General features: G+C 41.9%; 17 protein-coding genes. 11 read left to right on the top strand and 6 right to left on the bottom strand.

The features are described from left to right. Positions 1-37 precede the first annotated feature (37 nt). The 11 genes from ACTJKG_RS01965 to ACTJKG_RS01915 all read left to right on the top strand — a co-directional run bounded on the left by ACTJKG_RS01965 (position 38) and on the right by ACTJKG_RS01915 (position 11,565). Positions 38-643 (top strand): RNA polymerase sigma factor, encoded by a 606-nt coding sequence (locus tag ACTJKG_RS01965; protein WP_172335931.1) that lies wholly within the window; start codon positions 38-40, stop codon positions 641-643. Positions 644-899: 256 nt separating this feature from the next. Further along, entirely contained in the window at positions 900-1,928 is a 1,029-nt protein-coding gene (locus tag ACTJKG_RS01960) for a FecR family protein (RefSeq protein WP_440738195.1), read from the top strand. 140 nt (positions 1,929-2,068) lie between these two features. Continuing rightward, entirely contained in the window at positions 2,069-5,305 is a 3,237-nt protein-coding gene (locus ACTJKG_RS01955; RefSeq protein ID WP_440738194.1) for a TonB-dependent receptor domain-containing protein, read from the top strand. A gap of 413 nt (positions 5,306-5,718) precedes the next feature. Beyond that, positions 5,719-7,068 carry a hypothetical protein gene (locus ACTJKG_RS01950; protein ID WP_172335934.1) on the top strand — a complete coding sequence of 450 codons (1,350 nt, stop codon included), beginning with the start codon at positions 5,719-5,721 and terminating at the stop codon, positions 7,066-7,068. A gap of 82 nt (positions 7,069-7,150) precedes the next feature. Next, positions 7,151-8,524, top strand: coding sequence for a hypothetical protein (locus ACTJKG_RS01945; protein WP_440738193.1), 1,374 nt, complete (start codon positions 7,151-7,153; stop codon positions 8,522-8,524). Positions 8,525-8,557: 33 nt separating this feature from the next. After that, positions 8,558-9,334 (top strand): hypothetical protein, encoded by a 777-nt coding sequence (locus tag ACTJKG_RS01940; RefSeq protein ID WP_440738192.1) that lies wholly within the window; start codon positions 8,558-8,560, stop codon positions 9,332-9,334. A gap of 144 nt (positions 9,335-9,478) precedes the next feature. Continuing rightward, complete coding sequence (locus ACTJKG_RS01935) at positions 9,479-9,640, top strand: LPXTG cell wall anchor domain-containing protein (RefSeq protein WP_172335937.1); 162 nt, start codon at positions 9,479-9,481, stop codon at positions 9,638-9,640. 189 nt (positions 9,641-9,829) lie between these two features. Further along, positions 9,830-10,282, top strand: coding sequence for an SRPBCC family protein (locus ACTJKG_RS01930; RefSeq protein WP_172335938.1), 453 nt, complete (start codon positions 9,830-9,832; stop codon positions 10,280-10,282). Next, positions 10,263-10,589, top strand: a complete 327-nt coding sequence (locus ACTJKG_RS01925) for an ArsR/SmtB family transcription factor (RefSeq protein ID WP_440738191.1) — start codon at positions 10,263-10,265, stop codon at positions 10,587-10,589. Before ACTJKG_RS01930 ends, ACTJKG_RS01925 begins: the two co-directional genes overlap by 20 nt. Positions 10,590-10,602: 13 nt before the next feature. Continuing rightward, positions 10,603-11,088, top strand: coding sequence for an SRPBCC family protein (locus ACTJKG_RS01920; RefSeq protein ID WP_440738190.1), 486 nt, complete (start codon positions 10,603-10,605; stop codon positions 11,086-11,088). Between the two features lie 18 nt (positions 11,089-11,106). Continuing rightward, positions 11,107-11,565 (top strand): SRPBCC domain-containing protein, encoded by a 459-nt coding sequence (locus ACTJKG_RS01915; RefSeq protein ID WP_440738189.1) that lies wholly within the window; start codon positions 11,107-11,109, stop codon positions 11,563-11,565. Between the two features lie 363 nt (positions 11,566-11,928). On the opposite strand, the gene ACTJKG_RS01910 is transcribed toward ACTJKG_RS01915, so the two are convergent. From ACTJKG_RS01910 to ACTJKG_RS01885, 6 genes are all read right to left on the bottom strand, one after another. Continuing rightward, entirely contained in the window at positions 11,929-13,755 is a 1,827-nt protein-coding gene (locus tag ACTJKG_RS01910) for a beta-N-acetylhexosaminidase (protein ID WP_440738188.1), read from the bottom strand. Between the two features lie 247 nt (positions 13,756-14,002). Beyond that, positions 14,003-15,505, bottom strand: a complete 1,503-nt coding sequence (locus ACTJKG_RS01905; protein WP_440738187.1) for an alpha-L-fucosidase — start codon at positions 15,503-15,505, stop codon at positions 14,003-14,005. A gap of 36 nt (positions 15,506-15,541) precedes the next feature. Then, positions 15,542-17,431 (bottom strand): beta-N-acetylhexosaminidase, encoded by a 1,890-nt coding sequence (locus tag ACTJKG_RS01900; protein WP_216650586.1) that lies wholly within the window; start codon positions 17,429-17,431, stop codon positions 15,542-15,544. Positions 17,432-17,446: 15 nt separating this feature from the next. Next, positions 17,447-18,427 carry an alpha-L-fucosidase gene (locus tag ACTJKG_RS01895; RefSeq protein WP_172335943.1) on the bottom strand — a complete coding sequence of 327 codons (981 nt, stop codon included), beginning with the start codon at positions 18,425-18,427 and terminating at the stop codon, positions 17,447-17,449. 4 nt (positions 18,428-18,431) lie between these two features. Continuing rightward, positions 18,432-20,015: a putative Ig domain-containing protein gene (locus tag ACTJKG_RS01890; protein WP_440738186.1), complete on the bottom strand. Its 1,584-nt coding sequence runs from the start codon at positions 20,013-20,015 to the stop codon at positions 18,432-18,434. Between the two features lie 131 nt (positions 20,016-20,146). Continuing rightward, complete coding sequence (locus tag ACTJKG_RS01885) at positions 20,147-21,859, bottom strand: EndoS/ChiA family endoglycosidase (protein WP_440738185.1); 1,713 nt, start codon at positions 21,857-21,859, stop codon at positions 20,147-20,149. Between the last annotated feature and the right edge of the window lie 49 nt (positions 21,860-21,908).

Below are 21,908 nucleotides of genomic sequence, written 5' to 3'. Positions count from 1 at the left end.
CTACCCGCTTAACTTGCAATGCTTAACCTCCTGCCGTATGAAACATTTGGACAACTTATCAACCAAGGAACTTTTGTTCCTTATCCAAGCCGGGGATACCGATGCTTTCGGTGAAATTTATAAATTATACAGAAGAAAAGTATATAGCTTTGCCTATCGTTTTGTACGATGTGCCGAAGAGGCTAATGAACTAACCCAGGACGTATTTGTTCGTTTATGGGAAAACAGGATGAAAATTAATCCCGAAAAAAATTTTGAGGCGTACCTGTTTAGCATGGTTCGCAGCAATTTTTTAGACGCGTTAAAAAAGCAGGCCAGAATGTCTGTTTACCGAACGGCAAACACAGAAGAGCCCGCCTTTAATTCCACAGAAAGTTATATGGATTTTACAGAGTGCCGCCAGATAGCCATGACTGCTATTGAAACACTTTCTCCGCAAGCTAAAGTGGCTTTTTTATTGAGCCGGGAAGATGGTTGCTCACATGAAGACATTTCCAGGCAAATGGGGCTTTCAAAAAATACGGTAAACAACCACATAAAGAAATCCTTAACGCATATCCGTACCCGGATCCGTTATCTATCTCCTGATACCGTACTTCCTTTTGTGTTATTGATGCTGATGTATCTTCCGGAGATAGGCTAGTTTCCCTTCCCGCTATTTCTTAAGCTTATTATTTAGTGTATCACTTGCCCGGGAGGGCAATTATTTTTTTATGCAATAAGAAGTATCCCGTCGGTTGCTGTTGTTGAGTTTTTGGTAATAAAAAATAAAATTATCGTTCTGATTATGAGTCCATTGTCGCGTATTTAAAAAAAACAACGATATGACGAATAGCTGTTGATCGCTTCCCGATCTTATATACATATATAAGTCACTAAAAAATATTGGAATCATAAAGGTGAAGCATCAAGAGGAAATCAGAAGATTATTTAAAATGTACCTGGAGGGCAAAACGAACACCCGCCAGAATGCCATTTTGTTTCACTACTTAAATAACAACAAAAATGCTGAACAGGAACTGTCTGATCTCATGAGCGAAACGTGGGAACAAGAACCTGTGATGCGGGATAACTCTGCTGAGGCGAATGAAGGCCTGGAGCAGTTATGGGCCAAAATTGACCACAAAAAACAAAAAACGATACAGCGATATCAATTGCTGAAGTATGCGGCTTCATTGGTGATGATCTGCTCCGCAGTTTTTGTATATAAAGCCAGCCAGAAAAAACAGCCGGATATGGTAAAATCACTTGCTGTTATTACTAAAACAACAGCAAACGGCGAAAAAGTAAAGATGCTGCTGCCCGATAGCTCGGTTGTTTACCTGGGCAGCCGCAGCAAAATCTCCTGGCCAGAGCATTTTGAAAAAGGAAAAATCAGAAGCGTTTCTCTCGAGGGTGAAGCCTTTTTTGAAGTAAAGCATGATGCTGCAAGCCCTTTTATTATCCGGTCTGGAAAGATGGAAACACAGGTTCTGGGTACTTCATTTAATATTTACGCCTACCCGGAAGATAAAATCTTTACCGTATCTGTAAGGACTGGTAAGGTAGGTGTAACCGAAAAAAGCCCGGGCGCCCGTAAGATGCTTTCTCTTTTAACAGCGGGTATGAAAATAGCCTATGACAAGGATAATGGAAAATTCAGAATTAATGTTGGACATATCAGCGAAGCGGATAGCTGGACAAATAACCGGTTTGTATTTCACGATGAAAATTTAGGATCGATGCTGGTTAAGCTTGAACGCTACTACAATGTTCATTTTGAAGTGAAAAGTGCTAAACTAAAAACATGCCGGTTTAATGCCACTTTTTCAGACATAAATATTAACGAGGTAATGCGACAGCTGAAAATTATGAGCAGCGGGCATATCAAGTATAAAATTAGCGACGACAAAACAAAAATAGTCTTATGGGGGGAGGCTTGTGAATGAAAATATAGCACGGCTAAGATCCGTATGCGAAAGCTTATATAAAGAAATAGTAATTAAAATAAAGAAACCGCCCTGCGTCAACAGAACGGTTTCAAAGAAATAGTTTTTAACTCGTGAAAATTAAAAATCGTAGTAAACTTATGAATATAAGCTTTTACAAAAAAGTAATTAAACATTTTTCAAGATTTAACTGCAGGGCAATCCTGTTTATATTCTTTTTATTTAGCCATGTTTCCGGCAACTTATTTGGCTCAGCTTTAAAACAATTAAAAGCTCCCGGCACCATCAACCTGAAATTAGTGGCAGTAAGTATTCCAGAGGGGCTTACTGTATTGGAAAATAAAGCAGGTTGCGTGATCAATTATAATAAGTCTATTTTCAATGAAGGGAGCCGTATTAATATTGATGTAAAAGACGAGACCCTAACCCAGGTATTAAAGCAAATGCTGGCTGGAACTCACGTTGGGTTCAAATTTGCCGATGAGCATACTGTGCTTTTATATAAGTTACCCGCACCCGTCAAACCCGGTAATATAAGCGGGAAGGTATTGGACGAAAAGGGAGAAACTCTTCCTGGTGCATCTGTAAGAATAATTGAAACCGGTAATGGGACACAAACAAGCGTAGATGGCGGATACATATTAAGTGTAGCCCCGGGTACTTATACGCTGGAGATTACTTATATCTCTTACCAAACTACGCGGATTAGCGGAGTTGTGGTAACAGAGGATAAAAATACACCTTTAAACATTGCATTAAAACCAGCGAGCTCGGCCTTAAAAGAAGTGGTTGTTACGGCCAGCTACCGCAAGGCATCGGTTGATGGATTGCTTGTACGGCAAAAAAACGCTTCGGAAATTAGTAACGGTATCAGTGCAGAGCAGCTTGCCCGCACACCGGATAAAAATATTGGCGAAAGCTTAAAACGGATCAGCGGGGTAAGTACCATTGATAATAAGTTTGTACTGGTTAGGGGCATTGGCGAACGCTATAATACCGCCATGATGGACGGAACTGTACTGCCAAGTACCGAAGCCCAGAGCCGTAACTTTTCCTTTGATATGATCCCCGCAGGGTTGGTAGATAATGTAGTGGTAAGTAAAACCATTACACCCGATATGAATGCCAGTTTTGGTGGCGGACTTATCCAGATTAATACCAAGGATATCCCAAATGAAAATTTTATAAGTTTTACTGCCGGTGCGGCATACAATGACCAAAGCACCGGTAAAGATTTCCTGAGCCACAAGCGCGGAAAATATGATTATTTCGGTTTTGACGACGGCAGAAGAGATTTTCCTACCGGGCTGGTTCACACCAACAGAACTACCGATCCTAACAGAGCGCTTTCTGATGCCGATTATCAAAAAAAGGTAGTTGATCAAAGTAAAAGGTTTACGAACGACAACTTTACCATGTATAAATATAAAACGGCCCCCTCACAAAACTACCAGTTTTCCATTGGTCGTTTATTAACGCTGGACACTACCAAAAACAATAAGCTGGGTTTTACCACTGCCATAACTTATCGTAACACACAAAATATTAATGTTATAGATGATCAATCCAGGGGAGGATCGTCTGGCTGGTACATTGATCGCCCCGATTTAAATACAGGCGCGTCCTACGCATTTAACACTACTTTAGGGGCATTGTTAAATGTGGGTTTGCAATTGGGTAAAAACCGGTTCGGCTTTCGCAATACCTATACGCATGTATATGATAACACATTAACAAGGATAACCGGATACGACCTTGATAATGGGGGTAGTTACATTCCTCTCCACACACCTAACCGGATTATGGAGGCGGATGATCCAACTTATACCACCTTGTTGCAAAACAAATTAAACGGACAGCACCAGTTAGGAAAGGTAAAAATTGAATGGGATGCTGCCAGAACTTCGGTAAACAGGGAGGAGAAAGACGCGGGTATTGCCTCGATTGCACCTGTTTTAATAGGTGATAACTACCAGTATTTTTATTTTGGCAGCAAAATTACAGAACCAAGAATTCAAGTAACCTCGCGTCAGCACGCTTCTAATAAAGAAACCCACTATTCATGGAATCTTTCGGGTACACTGCCATTTACATTTGCAGGTATCCGAAGTAGTGTAAAAGCTGGTTACTTCGGCAATCACAAAAATGCGGAATTTGACTGGCAGATCGCTGCATTGGCAACTACCGATAAGGTTTCTGATAGCTTAGGGTATAAATCTATAGGGCAAATGATCAACCCTGCAAATATTGCCTATGATAAATATATATACGCAATAGATCCTTCTTTTATAGATAGTTACAAAGGGAAAAGCCAAATACATGCGGGCTATGTGATGCTGGATAACCGGATATTTGATAAACTCAGATTGGTTTGGGGTTTAAGGACCGAGTATTACAAATATACCGAAATTAAACAGGGAGCAATTATTAAAGGAGGTGCAGAGAATATATTTTCGATAAAACCCGATAAGCGCTGGCAATGGCTCCCTTCGGCTAATTTAACCTACAGCCCGATACAGTCCCTGAATATCAGGGGAGCTGTTTCCAGCAGTGTGGTAAGACCCGAGTTAATGGATAATAACCCATTTTTGAGGTATAGTCCCACATTGGATGCTTTATATGGCAATAAAGGGTTATATAGCACCCGTATCAATAGCTATGATCTTAAAACGGAATGGTTCCCGGGCCTGGGCGAAATTATATCTATAGGGGGCTTTTATAAACGTTTTGATAAACCTGTAGAATTGAACGCTATAAGGGTGAATGGTAACCCTAATTATTACCTCCAAAATGCTGATTGGTCGAAAGTGTATGGCCTCGAATTTGAATTGCGTAAAAACTTCGGCTTTATAGCTGATGAAGGAATCCTGAAAAATATAACAGCCTATGGTAACCTTACCTTGCAAAAGTCAACAGTACAAAGTACCTATACCGTAGACCCTGGAGGCGGCAAGCCATACATACAAGTTCCCACTCAACAAAAAAGATCCCTGTATGGGCAGTCGCCTTACCTGTATAATGTGGGTTTACAGTACATCAGTAATCATTTGGGTTTTAACGCAGCTTATAATAAATCGGGACGTAAAACTTACATCGTTAGTGATATCCCCTCCTTCATTGAATATGAAAAACCAAGGGATCAGCTGGATATTCAAATTAGTTACCGCTTCCTGAAAAATAAGATGGAAGTGAAATTCAACATGGCTAACCTTACTAATAATATATCCACCATTTACCGTAACACAGCCAGTTATGAAGTAAATTCTGAGAATGTCCTGAAACCCGGATTTACTAATAATTACGACAAAGGCGACCAGGTGATGTTTCAACAGCGGTTCGGGCGTACCTACAGTACATCGCTTACTTATAATTTTTAATAACGAGAATACATCATGTATGTAGATATATAATGGTTAAACAATTAAAAAAATGGAGGAAAAATAAGATCCTGCTGTGCCATAAAAATAAAACGAAGGGTGTTCAACAACCCTTCGTTTAAAAAACCGAATAGCATGCGCGCTAACGGCACAACCAGGACAAACCTGAGAGTAATATAAAAATCCCCGAAAGGATGCCTGTTACTAAGCCGAGGGTTTAGACCAGAAGATCGATACAGGTGAATTATGTTCAGCCGTAAAGATAATAAAAAAAGTAAGTCTGAAAATAGCTTCTCTTTTTGATCTTGAAAAAATTGAGATGCTATTATTCTGAATTACAGAAAGTTCCAAATAAACCGAATAAATGGGGGTTAAAAATTAACTACCTCTCTGAAAAACAAAAAAGTAAAAAAATGAAAAAATTATCTTTAGTGGCCCTATGCTTGGCTGCCGGACTTTTAGTAACATCTTGCAAAAAAGGAGCCAATGATAGCCCTTCGTTTGATAACCGCAGCACTGCTGCTACCGATTACCCATCTTCGGTTACATCATTACCGGTAACTACTGTTAGTGGAGATATTACCACTAATACTACCTGGGATGCTGCTCATGTTTGGGAGATCAGCGGTGTTGTTACCGTAAGAAGCGGTGCTACTCTAACTATCAATGCGGGTACCTTCATCAAATCAACTGTAAATACTGCAGGTGTTCAAAATGGTGTATTGGTAATTGCCAAAGGTGGTAAAATTAATGCTGTAGGTACTGCAACAAGCCCTATCGTTTTCACCAGCCGTTACCTGTTAGATGGTAATAACGCTACTGTTGGAAAACCTGGCGATTTTGGCGGTGTTATCCTTTTAGGTAACGCTGTAATTAACGTAGGTGATAAATTAATTGAAGGTTTGGCTGATGATCCTAAATTTCACTATGGTGGTACCAATGATGCTGATAACAGCGGTACATTACAGTTTGTTCGTATCGAATTTGCTGGTTATGTATTAGCTCCAAATGTTGAAGTAAACTCTTTAACTTTAGGTGGTGTAGGTAGCGGTACTACTATCGATCACGTACAGGCATCTTATGGCCTTGATGACGGATTTGAGTTTTTTGGTGGTAAAGTAAGCCCTAAATACCTGATCTCATTTGCAAATGACGATGATCAGTTTGATTTTGATAATGGCTTTACCGGTAACATCCAATTCGCTATTGGTGTAGTTGATGCTTATTCAACTCACAGCGCCAGCGGCACTGCCAGCGATTCAAATGGTATTGAGTCTGACAATAATGCACCTGCAGAAGATGCAACTTTCAGCAAATTACCTAAAACTCATCCAACACTATCAAATTTCAGTATCATAGGTACTTCTGCTGCAACTTTATCACCGGCTATTACTGCTCCTGGTCTTAAATGGGCTTTCCGCAACCGTCGCGGTGCTGAGGCTTCATTAAGCAACTCACTGGTCACCGGTTACCCTTCAGGCATTGTAGCTGATGTTGATGCAAACGCTTCATTGGTATCATTAACTAACGTTTCTGTTCATGGCTTTACTGCTGCAACTTCAGTATTGGGTACTGGCGCATTTGTATCTTCAGGTTTAACTACCTCAACTGCAGCTGCTGCTCCTACCTGGGGTATGAGCCAACCGTTCTATAATTCAGGTGCGGTTAATTTCGCTACCGGTTTAGGTGTAACAAGAGGCGCTGTAACTTCAGCTTCTGCATCTGCATGGGCTATTTCTTCATGGACTAAATTTACTTTCTAAGAATTTAGGTTAACTATTAACTATAAACCGGGGCATCATTTGATGCTCCGGTTTATTCATAAACATGTGTAATTCTTATCATATGGTAAAACTTAAACACATATTTCTGGCCGCAGGGCTTTGTTTGGTAATGGCCTGTAAAAAGGAAGCTAAGAATGACGCTTCGTTTGATAATCGCAGCATATCAGCTACCGACTACCCCTCCTCAGTTACATCATTACCGGTAACTACCGTAAGTGGCGATATTACCACCAACACTACCTGGGATGCCGGTCATGTTTGGGAACTGAGCGGCATTGTTACAATTAGAAGTGGTGCTACGCTAACCATTAACGCGGGTACTTTCATTAAAGCTACTGTAAATAATCCAAATGCTCAAAATGGTGTATTGGTAATTGCCCAGGGTGGTAAAATTAATGCTGTAGGTACTGCAACAAGTCCTATTGTTTTCACCAGCCGTTACTTGTTAGATGGTAATAACAGCACCACCGGGCGGCCTGGTGATTTTGGAGGTGTTATCCTTTTAGGTAAAGCAAGAGTTAACGTTGGTGGTAAATTAATTGAAGGTTTGACCAATGATCCTAAATTTTATTACGGGGGTACCGATGACGCTGATAATAGTGGTGCAATGCAGTTTGTACGTATTGAATTTGCGGGGTTTGTGTTAACGACAAATGTTGCAGTAAATGCTTTAACATTCGGTGGCGTAGGCAATGGTACTGTGATAGATCATATACAGGCATCATACGGACTGGATGACGGATTTGAGTTCTTCGGTGGTACAGTAAGCCCTAAATACCTGATCTCATTTGCAAATGCCGACGATCAGTTTGATTTTATCAATGGCTATACCGGTGCTATCCAATATGCCATCGCGGCAGCAGATGCTTATTCAACTCACAGTTATGCAGGTTCGAGCTTCGTATCAGATTCAAATGGTATTGAATCTGACAATAATTATCCTGCTGAAGATGCGACTTTTAGTTTAGCGCCAAAAACTCACCCTACATTATCAAATTTCGATGTAGTGGGTACTCAGACAGCGACGTTAACACCATCCATTACTTCTCCTGGATTTAAGTGGGCTTTCCGTAACCGCCGTGGTGCCGAATTTACCATCAATAACTCATTATTTACCGGTTACCCTTCGGGTATTGTATCTGATGTTGATGCAGACGCTTCATTGTCAACATTAACAAAAGTTTCTGTTCATGGCTTTACTGCGGCAACTTCAGTGTTGGGTACCGGCGCATTTGTATCTTCAGGTTTGATTACTTCAACCTCAGCTGCTGCTGATAAATGGGGCATGAGCCAGCCATTCTATAATTCGGGCGTGGTTAATTTCGCTACCGGTTTAGGTGTAACAAAAGGTGCTATAACAGCCTGGGGAACTGCAGCTTTGCCTGCTACTGCACCGGCCTGGGCTATTGCCTCATGGGCTAAATTTACGTTCTAAAACGTTGTTTTGTAAAACTTATATTATAATTATATGATTAAATTAAGGTACATCATTTTTCTTTTTCCGCTTTTATTGTCGGCTTGTAAAAAAGAACAATTATTAAACCCGGAAAAGACTGCGAGCCCTGTAAGCTTTAATATAAAAGGCTTGGTGCTGTCGACGGATACCCTGGAGGTGATATTCAATAATAAAGTATTGGGTGAGCTGCCAGCTAAAAAAGACGCGTTTTCGGGGGGGCTTTTTAACCCTGGCGACAAGATACAGTTGCGTAAAAAAACGGATGGTAAAGTGGTCAAAGAGTTTGAAATTGCCGCTAAGCCTTTTAATCAGCTAAAAAAGTTTTTTTATGATGGCACAACACTCTCTGATAATGTGACGGTTACACCCGTAAGTAATCCTGATAACATGGGTTTCCGGTTCCGGTTCAGTACAACCTTCAAAGATTTTTACGGTGGCCCGGTAGATCTCGCATTATTGGACGTTGACGAAATTACTTATGATATTGTACCTTTAACAACGATTAAAAATATTACCGGGGCTTTTGGTGATTTTATAGAATTGACGCCTTTAAAACCAGATCACGCTTATTACTTCTTGGTTTATAAAGCCGGCACGGAAGATTTACCTTATACCAGTCTGGAAAATGTTACAGAGGAGGCCCAATCTAATCCTTATCAAGTATTCATACCTTCCGTTAATTTTAAAAAGGGAACCAGTCAATTACTTTCAATTTCACCTTTTCTGTTAGATGGGACTAAGGTAGGACAAGGTTACGATATAAATGATCTTTCAACGTTTTTCAAATAAAAACCTTTCAACACAAAAATACCTGGTTGTAACCAGGTCAATAATATAAAAGAGTAGCAGGTTAACACTTGCTACTTTAAATTGTGCTGTTAAAAATGTCAACAAATCGGAATTATAAGGAAGCATGTCCTAATTACACGTTTCGTGAAAAATAAATTTAAACAACAGTATCCTACTACAGGGTTTTCGGAACACTGTGCATCAAACAATAATCCTAACCTCCTCGTCACCGGAAGTCTCGCGGCACTTGGCGGTTTAATTATATTTTCGCTGATCGCATGGTTAGGGAGTGTTTGTATACAATAAGGGCATACACTTCCTGACCGGCTTCGGCACTCCCACTTATCCTCTCACTTTACCTGCTGCACTATTCCTTGAAGATGAGAGGCATTAGCTCCTTTTGTCAAAAAAAAATAAGGTTTTAAAAAAAGTGAAAATAAATTTGCGTAACCCAAAAGTTACATATATATTTGAGTAACTTAAAAGTTACGCATTATGGCAAAGATCATTCAACATCAATTTTTTTATCCTAATCCGCCAGAGGTGGTTTGGGAGTACCTCACCAAACCCGAGTTAATTGCTCAATGGCTCATGAAAAACGATTTTGAGCCCACCATAGGGCATGAATTTAATTTTCATGCCAGCCCCATGCCCGATATGGATTTCGACGGCATTTTTTACTGCAAAGTTTTGGAGATCGTTCCGTTCAAAAAGCTTTCCTATTCCTGGGATTTCGGACCAGGCGATGGATCGATGACCCGCTCGGTAGTGAACTGGACATTAACCGAAAAAGATAACGGCACCGACCTTTTGCTGATACATCGTGGTTTCGAGGGAGCAAATAACTTCCTGTCTATGTTCAACTCGATGGAAAAAGGCTGGTTGGAGCTTATCCAAAAACTTTTGAAAATAATCAACAATACAGCAAATGGAACAACACAGGCTTGATGCATTCCAGGTAATTGCCGACCCAAGCCGAAGACAAATGTTATACCTGCTCTCGAAAGATAGCTTAACCATTAATGCTCTGGCCGACAATTTTGATATGAGCCGACCTGCCGTATCCAAGCATATTAAAGTGTTGTACAATGCAGGCTTTATTTCGATACAGGACATAGGCCGGGAAAGACACTGTATACTGAAACAGGAGGGCTTTAACGAATTGCACAAATGGTTAGCGTATTTCGACGAGTTCTGGGGCAGCAAATTGAAAAACTTAGAGGCCCTCCTTAATGAAAGAACCAATAAAAAATAAATCAATAGAAATCATGGAAAATCAAAATTTCACAGCTACCATCCTGGTAGATCAAACTCCAACACAAGCTTTTGATGCTATTAATAATGTTCGCGGATGGTGGTCAAAAGAAACTAAAGGTGATACCGATAAATTGGGCGCCGTATTTTATTACCACTACCAGGATGTACATACTTGTACATTCCAGATCACCGAACTGATACCCGGCAAAAAAGTAGTTTGGCATGTGCTACAGAATCATTTTAATTTTATTAAAGACCAGACTGAATGGGTGGATACAGACGTTGTATTTGAAATTACCAGTAAAGACGATAAAACAGAGGTTCAGTTTACACATGTTGGACTTGTACCAGCATATGAGTGTTACGATATTTGTTTTAACGCTTGGGGTACATACATTACCAAAAGTTTGTATGACCTTATTACCAAAGGTAAGGGCCAACCTAATCCGATAGAAGAAGCTGTTAAAAAAGCTCAGGAAATGAGTGCGGCGTTATAAAATAAATAAGGAGCAAAAATGAGAGATCAAAATTATACCACCGTTTTTACGGTTGACCAATCGCCGGGGGAAGTTTTTGACGCTATCAATAACGTGTATGGATGGTGGACAGAAAACATGGAAGGCGGTTCACAAAAACTAAATGATGAATTTGAGGTTCGTTTTGGCGATGTGCATTATTCCAAACAAAAACTGATAGAGGTGATCCCTGGTAAAAAAGTTGTTTGGTTTGTTACAGATAGCAAGCTCAATTTTGTGAAAGACAAAAGCGAATGGACAGGAACCCAGATTATTTTTGAGATTGCGGAATATGGTAACAAAACAGAGCTGCGTTTTACACACGTGGGTTTAACACCTTTGTATGAATGTTATGATGCTTGTTCAAACGCCTGGTGCGGTTATATCAATAATAGCTTGAATAGTTTGATAGCTACAGGCGAAGGACAACCGACCGGAAAAGAAGAAGTGAATTCCTGAGACCGCCGGAAAAATAGCCCGGGATCCTTACCTCAAAAGGTGCTATAAAGCCCCCAGTTTTCGCTGGAGGCTTTTGGTTTGTGTGGTTAATCGGCAGGTTACGATATTATTTAACGTGAGCCCGGGATAAGCAGTTCATGTTATTTAAAGACACCCTGAATATTTTGCTTAAAGCTGACCAATGTAAACCCCATTATTTATGGTTTACACTGTAAACCGTTTTTTTTGATATAAAATAAATTAATTAATTGATTATCAATAATATATATAAATGTAAACTATAAAAAGTGTAAACCATGTAAACCCACTTTTCAACATAGCGGACATCGGGATCAGGTTTGCATTTCTTATCCCGAACCCGCGTTATTTAATATCCACACTAAACTCATTGCTCGTTTTGTTTTCGCGGGTCACTATAATATACTTTAAAGTTAAAGGCTGGCCATTAGTCATGGGCGACAATATCGGACCTGAATACAGATCGGCAGTATTATCGGCCTTGTGCCCATCTATGGTATAGTATACTTTGCTATCTGCAATAAAAGGGGTAATGCTTATTCTTTTTCTTTTGGTTGCCACATCATCACTAATAACAACATTTGCTTCCGGGATCCGGTAGTTTACACCTGACCGCTCTATCGACTCTAAAACTACTGGCAACCTCTTGCTGGCAAAATCTTCATAATTCTTGTTCTCGGTTTTTGTCCAGCCAACCTCCGCCAGCGCAATGGCACGTGGAAACAGCATATACTCTAACTTATTGTTGGTGGATACATACTCTGTCCACATATTGGCTTGTACACCTAAAATATGCTTCTGCTGATCAGCGGTTAAAGCTGTTGGCCGCGGGTTATAATTATAAACCACATATAGAGGCAGGAAACCACCAATAGCCAGTGGTTCTGTTTTAGCATCCTTTGCCTGAGCATGATCTACATACATATTGCTATTGGGCGACATGATTACGTTATGGCCTTCTTTGGCTGCCTGTATGCCGCCTGCTTCGCCTCTCCAACTCATTACGGTTGCGTTGGGTGTTAGCCCGCCTTCCAAAATTTCATCCCAGCCAATCAGGTTTTTGCCGTTTTTGTTTAAAAACTTTTCTATGCGGTTTATAAACCAGCTTTGCAGCTCGTGTTCGTCTTTCAGATTATTTTCATGGATGATCTTTTGCGCCAGGGCTGAACTTTTCCATTCATCCTTCGGAACTTCATCACCGCCAATGTGGATGTACTTGCTCGGGAAAATGGTCATCACCTCGGTTAAAACATCCTGTAAAAACTGAAACGTCGGTTCACCTGGATTGTAAATAGTATGATGTACACCCCAATAGCCGGGTACTTTGTATGGGCCTGTTCCATTACCTAATTCGGGATAGGCGGCCAATACGGCGGTACTGTGACCGGGCATTTCAATTTCGGGTATCACTTCAATATTTCTTTCGGCGGCATATTTTACCACCTCGCGAGCCTGCTCCTGGGTATAAAAGCCACCGCTTTTTTTACCATCGTAAACAAATGGCTTGAAATCATAATATTGACCAATAATGGTCGAATCGCGCCAGGCACTGATGGCAGTTAGTTTTGGATATTTTTTTATTTCCAAGCGCCAGCCCTGGTCGTCTGTTAAATGCCAGTGCAGCGTGTTGAGCTTTAACGAAGCCATCACATCCAGGATCTTTTTGATCTCGTTGGTGTCAAAAAAGTGCCGGCCAACATCCAGCATCAATCCGCGATAGGCAAAATTGGGCTCATCATTAATGTTCACCACGGGCACAAATAATTGCTTACCTTTTTGCTGAATAAGCTGTAATAAGGACTGAGCTCCATAAAACACACCGGCGCGGCTTCCCTGGATATTAACGCCCTTATTGGTCACTTTAAGCTGGTAACTCTCATTTGATGATTTTGCAGGCGATGAAGTATTTAAAACAATAGTATTTGCAAGTGCTACATTATTGGTCCTTAAGGTAAAGCCGTATTGCTTTTTTAAAAAATAATTGAAAATTGCCGCCACTTTTTGAGCATCGGGTTCTTTGGCTACGACACTGGTATACTGGTCAATAACAAACAGGCCAACACCCTTTTCTACAAAAGCAGGTTTGGGTACGATAGTTACTTTGGTGGCTTGTTGAGCAAACGCCGTCCGTCCGATTAGGATCAGGAAAAATAAAAAGAGATTTTTTTTCATAATAAAATTAAAACAGGATTATCCGTTTTTTTATGTCGGATGGGTATTTGATATTAGTGGAGTGAATATATTTTAAAAAGATAGAATTTGTCTATTCTATCATCACGCAAACGGTTGTTTGGAATTATTGCCTTTTAGTAAACCTGAATACCCATCCGTCCGATTATCGCAGATTACTTGATTACAAATACTAATCTATTATCGGCCAGATGGGTTATTTGATGTTTGTGTATTAAAGTTTGCGATTTTAATACCCGGTAAATTGTTTATATAATCCCACGGCTGTCAACGTTGGGTTTAGTCTGGACGATGTAATGTTTAGCCTCACCTTTTGAGCGGTAACCGGTTTAAAACGAATCAACCTTTTGGCGCCAACCGTAGTGCCTTCGGCTATTTGCTCCCAGTTTGTTCCGTTAAAATATTCCAGGTTGAATTTTTCAATACGCTGACCAATGGTGATATTTTCCTGCAAACTCAATACATCAAATGTTTGCGGTTTGGGCAGGTTGAATTCGATAACCGCCGTGCTGTCTTTGCTTTTTGTGGTCCAGTAGTTTTGGAGATTGCTGTTTAATAAGGCTTTGGTATTGATGCCATTTACTGAGCTGATCTTCGCCCCTTTCAATAAGTTGGTTTTAAAAGTTTGATCTATGATGTTTTTCCATGCCATCAGATTTTTTTGATCATGCTCATTGATTAAGCCTTTTGTATCCGGTGGGATATTAAGTAGCAAAACAGAATTGCGACCTACAGAACTATAATAGATATCCAGCAGCTTTTCCGGCGATTTTACTTGATTATCTTCCGCTTCATGATAAAACCATCCCGGTCTGATGGATACATCTGTTTCGGCAGGATACCATACCAGCGCTTTTGCTTTGCTTATTTTTTCGCGATTTCCAAGATCACTTCCGGTCATATCCCCTTTGGGTTTAAAGGCAATGTCTTTTTGCGAATCTTTCTCGGTACCCGTATTGTTTTGCTGATCGACGGGTATAACACTCCATTCAGATAAACGGCCGTAACCGCTTTCGGTACCTACCCAGCGCACATCCGGCCCCATAATGGCTATTACGGCATTGGGCTGTAACTTGCGGATCAAACTGTACCAGGCATCGAAATGGTATACTGGCTTTTTACCGTTTGGACCTTCGCCGTTAGCCCCGTCGAACCAAACCTCATCAACCCGGCCATAATTGCTCAGTAATTCGGTCAGTTGGTTCATGAAATAAGCATTGTACTTTTCGGTATCGCCATAATCGGGATTGTTTCTGTCCCATGGGGAAAGGTAAATACCAAAACCAACACCTTGCTGATGGCAAGCGTCGGCTACCTCTTTTACTACATCTCCCTGCCCGTTTTTCCAGGGGCTGTTTTTTACAGAATGTTCTGTGTATTTACTCGGCCAAAGGCAAAAGCCATCATGGTGTTTGGCTGTAATGATCACCTGTTTTATTCCGGCCTGTTTGCAGGTACGTACCCATTGGGCGGCATCTAACTGAGTTGGGTTAAATAGTTTGGTATCTTCTTTACCATCGCCCCATTCCCGGTTGGTAAAAGTGTTCATGCCGAAATGTAAGAACGCGGTGAACTCCAACTGCTGCCAGCGTAATTGCCGTGGCGAAGGCGTAATGTGCGCGGCTTTATTTACAATTTCCTGTTGGGAATCCGTTGGACTAATGGTTGTGTAATTTTGCGCGTAAACCGTAGAGCAAAAGCCTATGGCCATTATGGATAATATATGTTTCATTTTATTTAATTGCATTTTTGAAAACCCGCTGATTCATTACTTTGCCCTTTTCTCTAATTCCTCACGCGGAACGATCAATAATTTTCCTGCGGCTGCATTTCCTTTAAATGTTTGTGCTCTGATTTGGTAGATCCCTTTGGGAATAGCTACCGGAGTGCCGGTATAACGGATGCTCGATGTATCAGGGTTGGTATTATCAAGTGTGTAGTAAATATTCAGGTTGTCGATGTCTGTGCTAAGAGAAACCAATAATTGTTTTTGCTCATCGAGTTTTGCAGTTGCCAGTACATCAAAGGCTGCTTTGGAATAATTGATTTGCGCGGCATCCAGGGTTTTAAATTGGGGCTCTAATTTTTTTTGAAAATTAGTCCAGCTTTGTTTGGCCGGTAGCGACCAAAATACCTCGGATAATGCCAGCGACCGTGGCCAGGTCATATATTCGGCATGCAGCCCGGTAGGTACAGCTTCCGACCATAAATTACCCTGCGCGCCCAAAACCAATGTACTGTCTATCCCGGCTGGAACAGGGTTCCATTGATAGGCTGTTTGCAAGCGCAACATATCGTATGTGTCGGGCTCCAGTTGCGGATCGCCCTGGTAAAGATCTAAGTAAGTATTGCTGCTGGGTGTAAAAATAACCTGGTGCCCTTGTTTAGCAGCCTCCATCCCTCCCTGCATACCTTGCCAGCTCATCACTGTTGCCTCGGGAGCCAGTCCGCCTTCCAGAATTTCATTCCAGCCAATTAATTTTTTCTTCTTTTTCTTCAGGATCTTTTCCACCCTTTTTATAAAATAGCTTTGCAGTTCATGCTCCGTTTTTATTCCCTGCTGCTTCATAAAATCCTGCACCACGGCCGACTGCTGCCAGAAGTACTTTGTACATTCATCGCCACCAATGTGGATATAATCTCCCGGAAACAAAGCGGCTACTTCTGTAAAAACTTTATCTAAAAAAGTATACACGCGTTCGTCTGCCGGATTTAAAGTATTATCGTCGATATTATAAAATTTACTTCCGGGATTTACCTGATAAATGTATCCTGTTGCCGACAAATAAGGATAAGATGCTATAGCGGCCAGCGAATGGCCCGGAACATCAATTTCGGGCACAATGGTTATATGTCTTTCGGTCGCGTAGGCGATAATTTCTTTTATATCCTGCTGCGTGTAATACCCACCATAGGTAGCCTTTTCATTTTTTTGAGGCGGAGCATAAGACCACCACTGCCCTGTTCTGGGTACGCGCCAGGCGCCCACTTCCGTTAAGTGGGGCAGCGATTTTATTTCGATGCGCCATCCCTGGTCGTCTGTTAAATGCCAGTGAAAAACATTGAATTTATAGCGGGCCATATCATCAATGTATTTTTTAACAAAGTCTTTTGAAAAGAAATGCCGGCTTACGTCGAGCATCAGTCCGCGCCATTTTAACCGGGGATAATCAACAATTTCTACAACGGGTAAACTATGCTGTTGCTTATTGGCTTCGCCTGAAAGAGAAAGCAATTGCCGCAATGTTTGTAAGCCATAAAATATACCGGCCGTTTTACGTGCCTGCAGTTTTACTTCATGCTCGGTAATGGATAGCTCGTAGCCTTCGTCATTACCTAGATTGTTTAATGCCGGATTCAACAATAAACTAATAGAGTGCTCGGATGCTGTTGTTTTGTTTTTTACAGGCAATGTGACGCCCGCCAGCGTATTGATCCATTCATTAGACCGGTTGCCCAGAGCGGCAAGCTCGGGACTGCCTGATGAGATAATCAAGGAAGTATGGTTATCAATTACAAATGTGCCTTTGCCCTGAACCAAGGATACCGGTTCGGGAATAAGGGCAGGTTTTATTTGTGCTGCTCCGGTATAACACATAAATGTCAGTGTTAAAGGAAATAAATACATGATGCGGTTAATGGCAAAGTACTTTTTCATATTGATGATAATAATTTATTGGCCTTTTTTGATTTTTCTGATCATCTCTCCCACTTTTGTAAGTGTTTTCACATCAATGTCTCGTAATTTGCCATCCCTTCCCGGTCCAACATCCAGGGCGAAAAAATTATCATATTTTATCGCACCTTTATAATCCTCAATTATTTCTTCAGGAGTGCGGCAAACAGTATCATTAGCCGGGCTGGTATAAAACCATCTTTCTTTTCCTAATATGGGATAAGTAAATTCAGCCTTCTTGAAGCCTCTATGAATCACCTTATTGTATGGGCCGCCGCCTTCTGCACTGTTAAGCGGGCCAGGTTTTCCCATTTCCCCAAGTCTGATGTCACCTGCTGTTTCGCCATTATTAAAGCCTACCATACAATCGGGTTGAAATTGTTTGATCCATTCAGCGGTAGCTTCGTGATTTAATCCACCATCAGATTGCGCATGATCAAACCAGAAGTAAGCTATTGGGCCATATAGCGTGCAAAGTTCTTTTAATTGCGCCTTTTTCAATTCACTGTTTCGCCCCATTCGCCAATAGTTTTCCTTGTTCACAAAATCTTCGGGTTTCAAATCTTTAGGGATCCAGGTCCAGTCGGCTTCTGAAAAGTAAAGGGCCAGTTTTAGGTCATATTTTTCACACGATTTTTTTAGGGAAGCCAATACATCCTTCTTCCAGGGGCTATTGGTTACTTTCCAGTTTGTAGTTTTGGTATTCCACAAACAAAAGCCGTCATGATGTTTGGTCAGGAATAAAATATAATCCATTCCCGCGTCTTTGGCCACTTTACACCATTGATCGGTATTAGCATCAGTAGGATTAAAAAAGGACACATCGGTGATTCCACGCGTCCACTCCTCGTCTGAAAAAGTACTTAACGACCAGCAAATAAACATGCCAAAATGCAGATTGGATATTTTAGCGCTTTTATTTTGTGCGTAAGCTGCAGAGCAAAAGCTTAAGGCTATTATGAGTAGTATATTCTTCATTTACTTAGTTATTGCATTTTAATATCACTACACCATGTGATGGTATATTGACAGGTATATCCCCTTCCGGAAAGTGGGCAGTTTGCTTTGCCCACAGATCGGTTATGGTAGCAGGCAAGTGAGGTAATTCAAAGTTTAATATATTCACGTTGGAGGTGATCGTGGTATCTGAAGCATTAAGCAATGCGATGATAAACGATCCATCCTCCATGGGTTTTTGCCAAATTTCTAGCTGGTTATCCATTACTTTTAATCTTTTGGCAGCCTTTCCCAAGGCGTCCTGATCAACAGCGATCATTTCCTGGCTTTGGAGCAGCCGGAGTGTGGCTTCATCAATATCTTCCATGTTGGCGCCTATAAGCAGTGGGGCGCTCAACATGCACCACATGCTGAAGTGTGTTTTCTGCTCTTCTGCACTAAGGTGGTTTGCCCTTTTTTTGCCGTCCTCATCATTGCCGCCAATAGTGCCGATTTGTAAAATATCAGGATCGTTCCAATTGCCGGGTTTTACGTAAGCCGCCTTGTCAGCCAGTTTTTTCATCGCGTTATGGATAGAGCCCCAATTATCGCGGATATCTTGTTCTGTTCGCCACAGCTGCCCTCCTGCCTCATCACCCCATTCCCAAACATTTCCCATACCATATTGGCACAGGGAAAAAATAATATCGCGTTGCTGTTGCTGTAAAGCGCCGGCCATAAGTTTATAAGGTTTTATATACTCGGCACGGGAAGTGTCTTTGGCAAAGACACCGTAGCTGCACCAATCGTATTTCAGGTAATCAAAGCCCATGTCCGACCAAAATTTAGCATCCTGTAATTCATGATTATAGCTCCCGGCTGCCCCTCCGCAGGTTAAGGGGCCTGGGGATGAATATATACCCGCTTTAAAACCCTGGCGGTGCAATGTTTCGGTCATCCCTTTCAGATTGGGGAAGAAAGAACTGGGCACAAGGTTGCCGCTGCCATCTCTTGGGGCGCCTTGCCGGGTTGTTAAATTATCCGGCCCCTCATAATAATGGTAAACTTTATTGTCTGGCCGAGTTTTAAGTTCGGCCCAAACAGGATTGTTTTTGGCCGGTTGATTTGCCCAGGGATCGTCCAGCTCCAACAGGTTCCAACCCAACTGTTGCAGGCCTTTTTCTTTCATAAGTTTGGCTGTCAATTCAATTTGCTTTTGAGTTACGTTGCGGCCGTAACTGTACCAGCTGCTCCATCCCATGGGCGGGGTTAATGCCAGGCGGTCGCCTATAACTAATGAAAATACGCGGGTAGTTTTTCCGAACTTGTTTTTAACTGTGAGTTTAATGGGGTAGTTTCCGGGAGTATGAATTTTACCAGTGATTATTCCTGTTTGCGTGTCAAATTGCACCGTTGCCGGTAAACCCTTTGCCTCCATCTGGATGGGCTGAGCACCGGAAACCGGAACCGGGTAAATAAAAATTTTATCAGGGCGTGCCCCAAATAATCGCGGTCCGTTAATCTGTGGGGCTGGATCCTGCTGCGCATAGCAATACCCACATAACAATACATGGGTTATAGTTATAAAAAGGTTGTTTACTGCTTTTTGACAGATATGGCCAGCATTCATAAGTTTTGAGTTTTTACAATATAGTTCTTTTGTTTCCAGGCTGATATGGTTTTTTGTTTAAAATTAAATTCATAATAAGCTTCCGGCAAACAGCCGGAAGCTTTGTGATAGATATAGGGTTTAAATTATGATCACGGACATCCACTGGCAGTGCTGGCCTGAGCGCTTGCCGTGTAAACACCATTGGTAATAGTCCCCGCATAAGTGGTGCCCAGCGAAGCAACGGCAGCTGTGTTACTGGCTGCGTTGTCCAGTTGCCAGTATAGTTTTAGGTTGGAGGTATTAGGATGACAGGTTCCCAAAGTTTTATTCATCCAGGCCGATATGGTTGATTGGCTGAGCGCGGCGTTCCAAACCCGTATTTCATCTATCTTTCCGCTCAGGTAAGTATTGGTAGAAGCCGTAGTCTCAGACCCGGCCAGGAAAGCCGCCGCATTGGTGCTGCTGGTTGATGAGGGTATGGTGCCCGAAAAGGTAAGCGTTTGTAAGGTGCCGTTGATATATAACTTAAGCTTTGATGCGTTAGTGCTCTGCGTGCCATCAAACACCACCGCCACGTGGTACCATTGCCCGGCCGCAACCGCGTTAGCTGCGGTATAGCCATAGCTGTTGCTGCCGTTACCTAAAATTACATAAAGCGACTTGTCGCCGCCGCCGGTTTGTATGGCGATGCGATCGGTGCTGGTATTGCTTTTGGCTAAAATGTTGTTCCAGGAACCCACCGCGTTAAAGTATACCCATGATTCCAGGGTAAAGGCCGCAGCGCTTTTGAGCTGGGTAACGTCTCCGCCCGAGATCTTGCCAGACGACAGAGAAACCGCGTTGGTAGTAGATGTTGTTTGCGGCGGGTTCATCATCTGAATGGCGTGGCGGGTGTAAATGTTATGAACGCCATTGGCTATCTGGTAGTACTCATTGTCGATACCATAGGAGCCTACGCCCCCTTTGGTGCCTTGGGTAGGCTGCCAGCTGGCGTACTGATATATCTGTACCGGGTTGTAATTATAGCTGGGGTTTTGTCCATCGCCAGAGCCATCTTCAAAATCCACCATTACCACAAACTGGTTGGGGTTGATATAGGACGCAAAGGTGTTAAAGGTAGAGCTGAGCGTGCTGGTTTGCCGCCAGTAAGCCTGCAGAAACACATAATTGATCTTGGTGTATACTTGTGTGAAAAGGTTGTTGCTGCCAGTTTGGTTGGTATCAAAAATGAGTAATTTACCCGTTGTTGATTTTGGTCCGAAATATTGGCTCAGGGCATTCATCAAACCTACATCGGCGGTAAGGATAGCGCCGGAGGGATTGCTCTCCACATCCAGGTCTATCCCGTCATAACCCATAGCATTATAGCTGTTGTAAGTAGCCAGTGCCCAGGCTGCATAGCCTGTACTGTTATTTGCATAGTGATTGGTATACGAAGTATCGGAAGTGGTATTGGGTAGGCTCGTGGTATTCACCACCTTGGTGCCTTTGGCATGTAAAGCCGGTATATACGTGTTTTTTAAAGCGGGCCAGTAGGGCGATGTGCCGGGCGTATAATCGGTAAAGTTGCAAATGATATCTACGCTATCCGGCATATCGGTCATGGCAGGGCCGTTTACATCTCCGGATACTATTTTATCGCCCCAGGTGCGGTAATAGCCTACCATAAGCTGGTGAGCGCTGTTTTTATAGGCGATCAGTTCTGTATTAGTAGCGGTGGTGTTTAAATGGCTTGCCGCCGAATTAACTGCCGGTTGTTTTGTGCCATTGCTGATATCCTTTTTACAGGAGGTAACAAATGCCATAACGCAGGAGCACAGCAAGAGCAGGCATGCCTTAACTACAAAGATGTTTTTTTTCATAATAGGTTTTTTTAAGGTTTATATATGAGGGCAAAATTTGTTAGCGATA

Source organism: Mucilaginibacter sp. 22184 (assembly GCF_052045695.1).
Classification (GTDB): domain Bacteria; phylum Bacteroidota; class Bacteroidia; order Sphingobacteriales; family Sphingobacteriaceae; genus Mucilaginibacter.
The sequence above is the reverse complement of the archived record's forward strand: the minus strand, read 5'-3'. Positions and strand labels throughout refer to the sequence as shown.

Excerpts from the sequence above, each read along its gene's own strand:
- ACTJKG_RS01965 (WP_172335931.1), top strand. The coding sequence starts at position 38 with ATGAAACATTTGGACAACTTATCAACCAAGGAACTTTTGTTCCTTATC.
- ACTJKG_RS01955 (WP_440738194.1), top strand. The coding sequence starts at position 2,069 with ATGAATATAAGCTTTTACAAAAAAGTAATTAAACATTTTTCAAGATTT.
- ACTJKG_RS01950 (WP_172335934.1), top strand. The coding sequence starts at position 5,719 with ATGAAAAAATTATCTTTAGTGGCCCTATGCTTGGCTGCCGGACTTTTA.
- ACTJKG_RS01945 (WP_440738193.1), top strand. The coding sequence starts at position 7,151 with ATGGTAAAACTTAAACACATATTTCTGGCCGCAGGGCTTTGTTTGGTA.
- ACTJKG_RS01940 (WP_440738192.1), top strand. The coding sequence starts at position 8,558 with ATGATTAAATTAAGGTACATCATTTTTCTTTTTCCGCTTTTATTGTCG.
- ACTJKG_RS01930 (WP_172335938.1), top strand. The coding sequence starts at position 9,830 with ATGGCAAAGATCATTCAACATCAATTTTTTTATCCTAATCCGCCAGAG.
- ACTJKG_RS01925 (WP_440738191.1), top strand. The coding sequence starts at position 10,263 with ATGGAACAACACAGGCTTGATGCATTCCAGGTAATTGCCGACCCAAGC.
- ACTJKG_RS01920 (WP_440738190.1), top strand. The coding sequence starts at position 10,603 with ATGGAAAATCAAAATTTCACAGCTACCATCCTGGTAGATCAAACTCCA.
- ACTJKG_RS01915 (WP_440738189.1), top strand. The coding sequence starts at position 11,107 with ATGAGAGATCAAAATTATACCACCGTTTTTACGGTTGACCAATCGCCG.
- ACTJKG_RS01910 (WP_440738188.1), bottom strand. The coding sequence starts at position 13,755 with ATGAAAAAAAATCTCTTTTTATTTTTCCTGATCCTAATCGGACGGACG.
- ACTJKG_RS01905 (WP_440738187.1), bottom strand. The coding sequence starts at position 15,505 with ATGAAACATATATTATCCATAATGGCCATAGGCTTTTGCTCTACGGTT.
- ACTJKG_RS01900 (WP_216650586.1), bottom strand. The coding sequence starts at position 17,431 with ATGAAAAAGTACTTTGCCATTAACCGCATCATGTATTTATTTCCTTTA.
- ACTJKG_RS01895 (WP_172335943.1), bottom strand. The coding sequence starts at position 18,427 with ATGAAGAATATACTACTCATAATAGCCTTAAGCTTTTGCTCTGCAGCT.
- ACTJKG_RS01890 (WP_440738186.1), bottom strand. The coding sequence starts at position 20,015 with ATGAATGCTGGCCATATCTGTCAAAAAGCAGTAAACAACCTTTTTATA.
- ACTJKG_RS01885 (WP_440738185.1), bottom strand. The coding sequence starts at position 21,859 with ATGAAAAAAAACATCTTTGTAGTTAAGGCATGCCTGCTCTTGCTGTGC.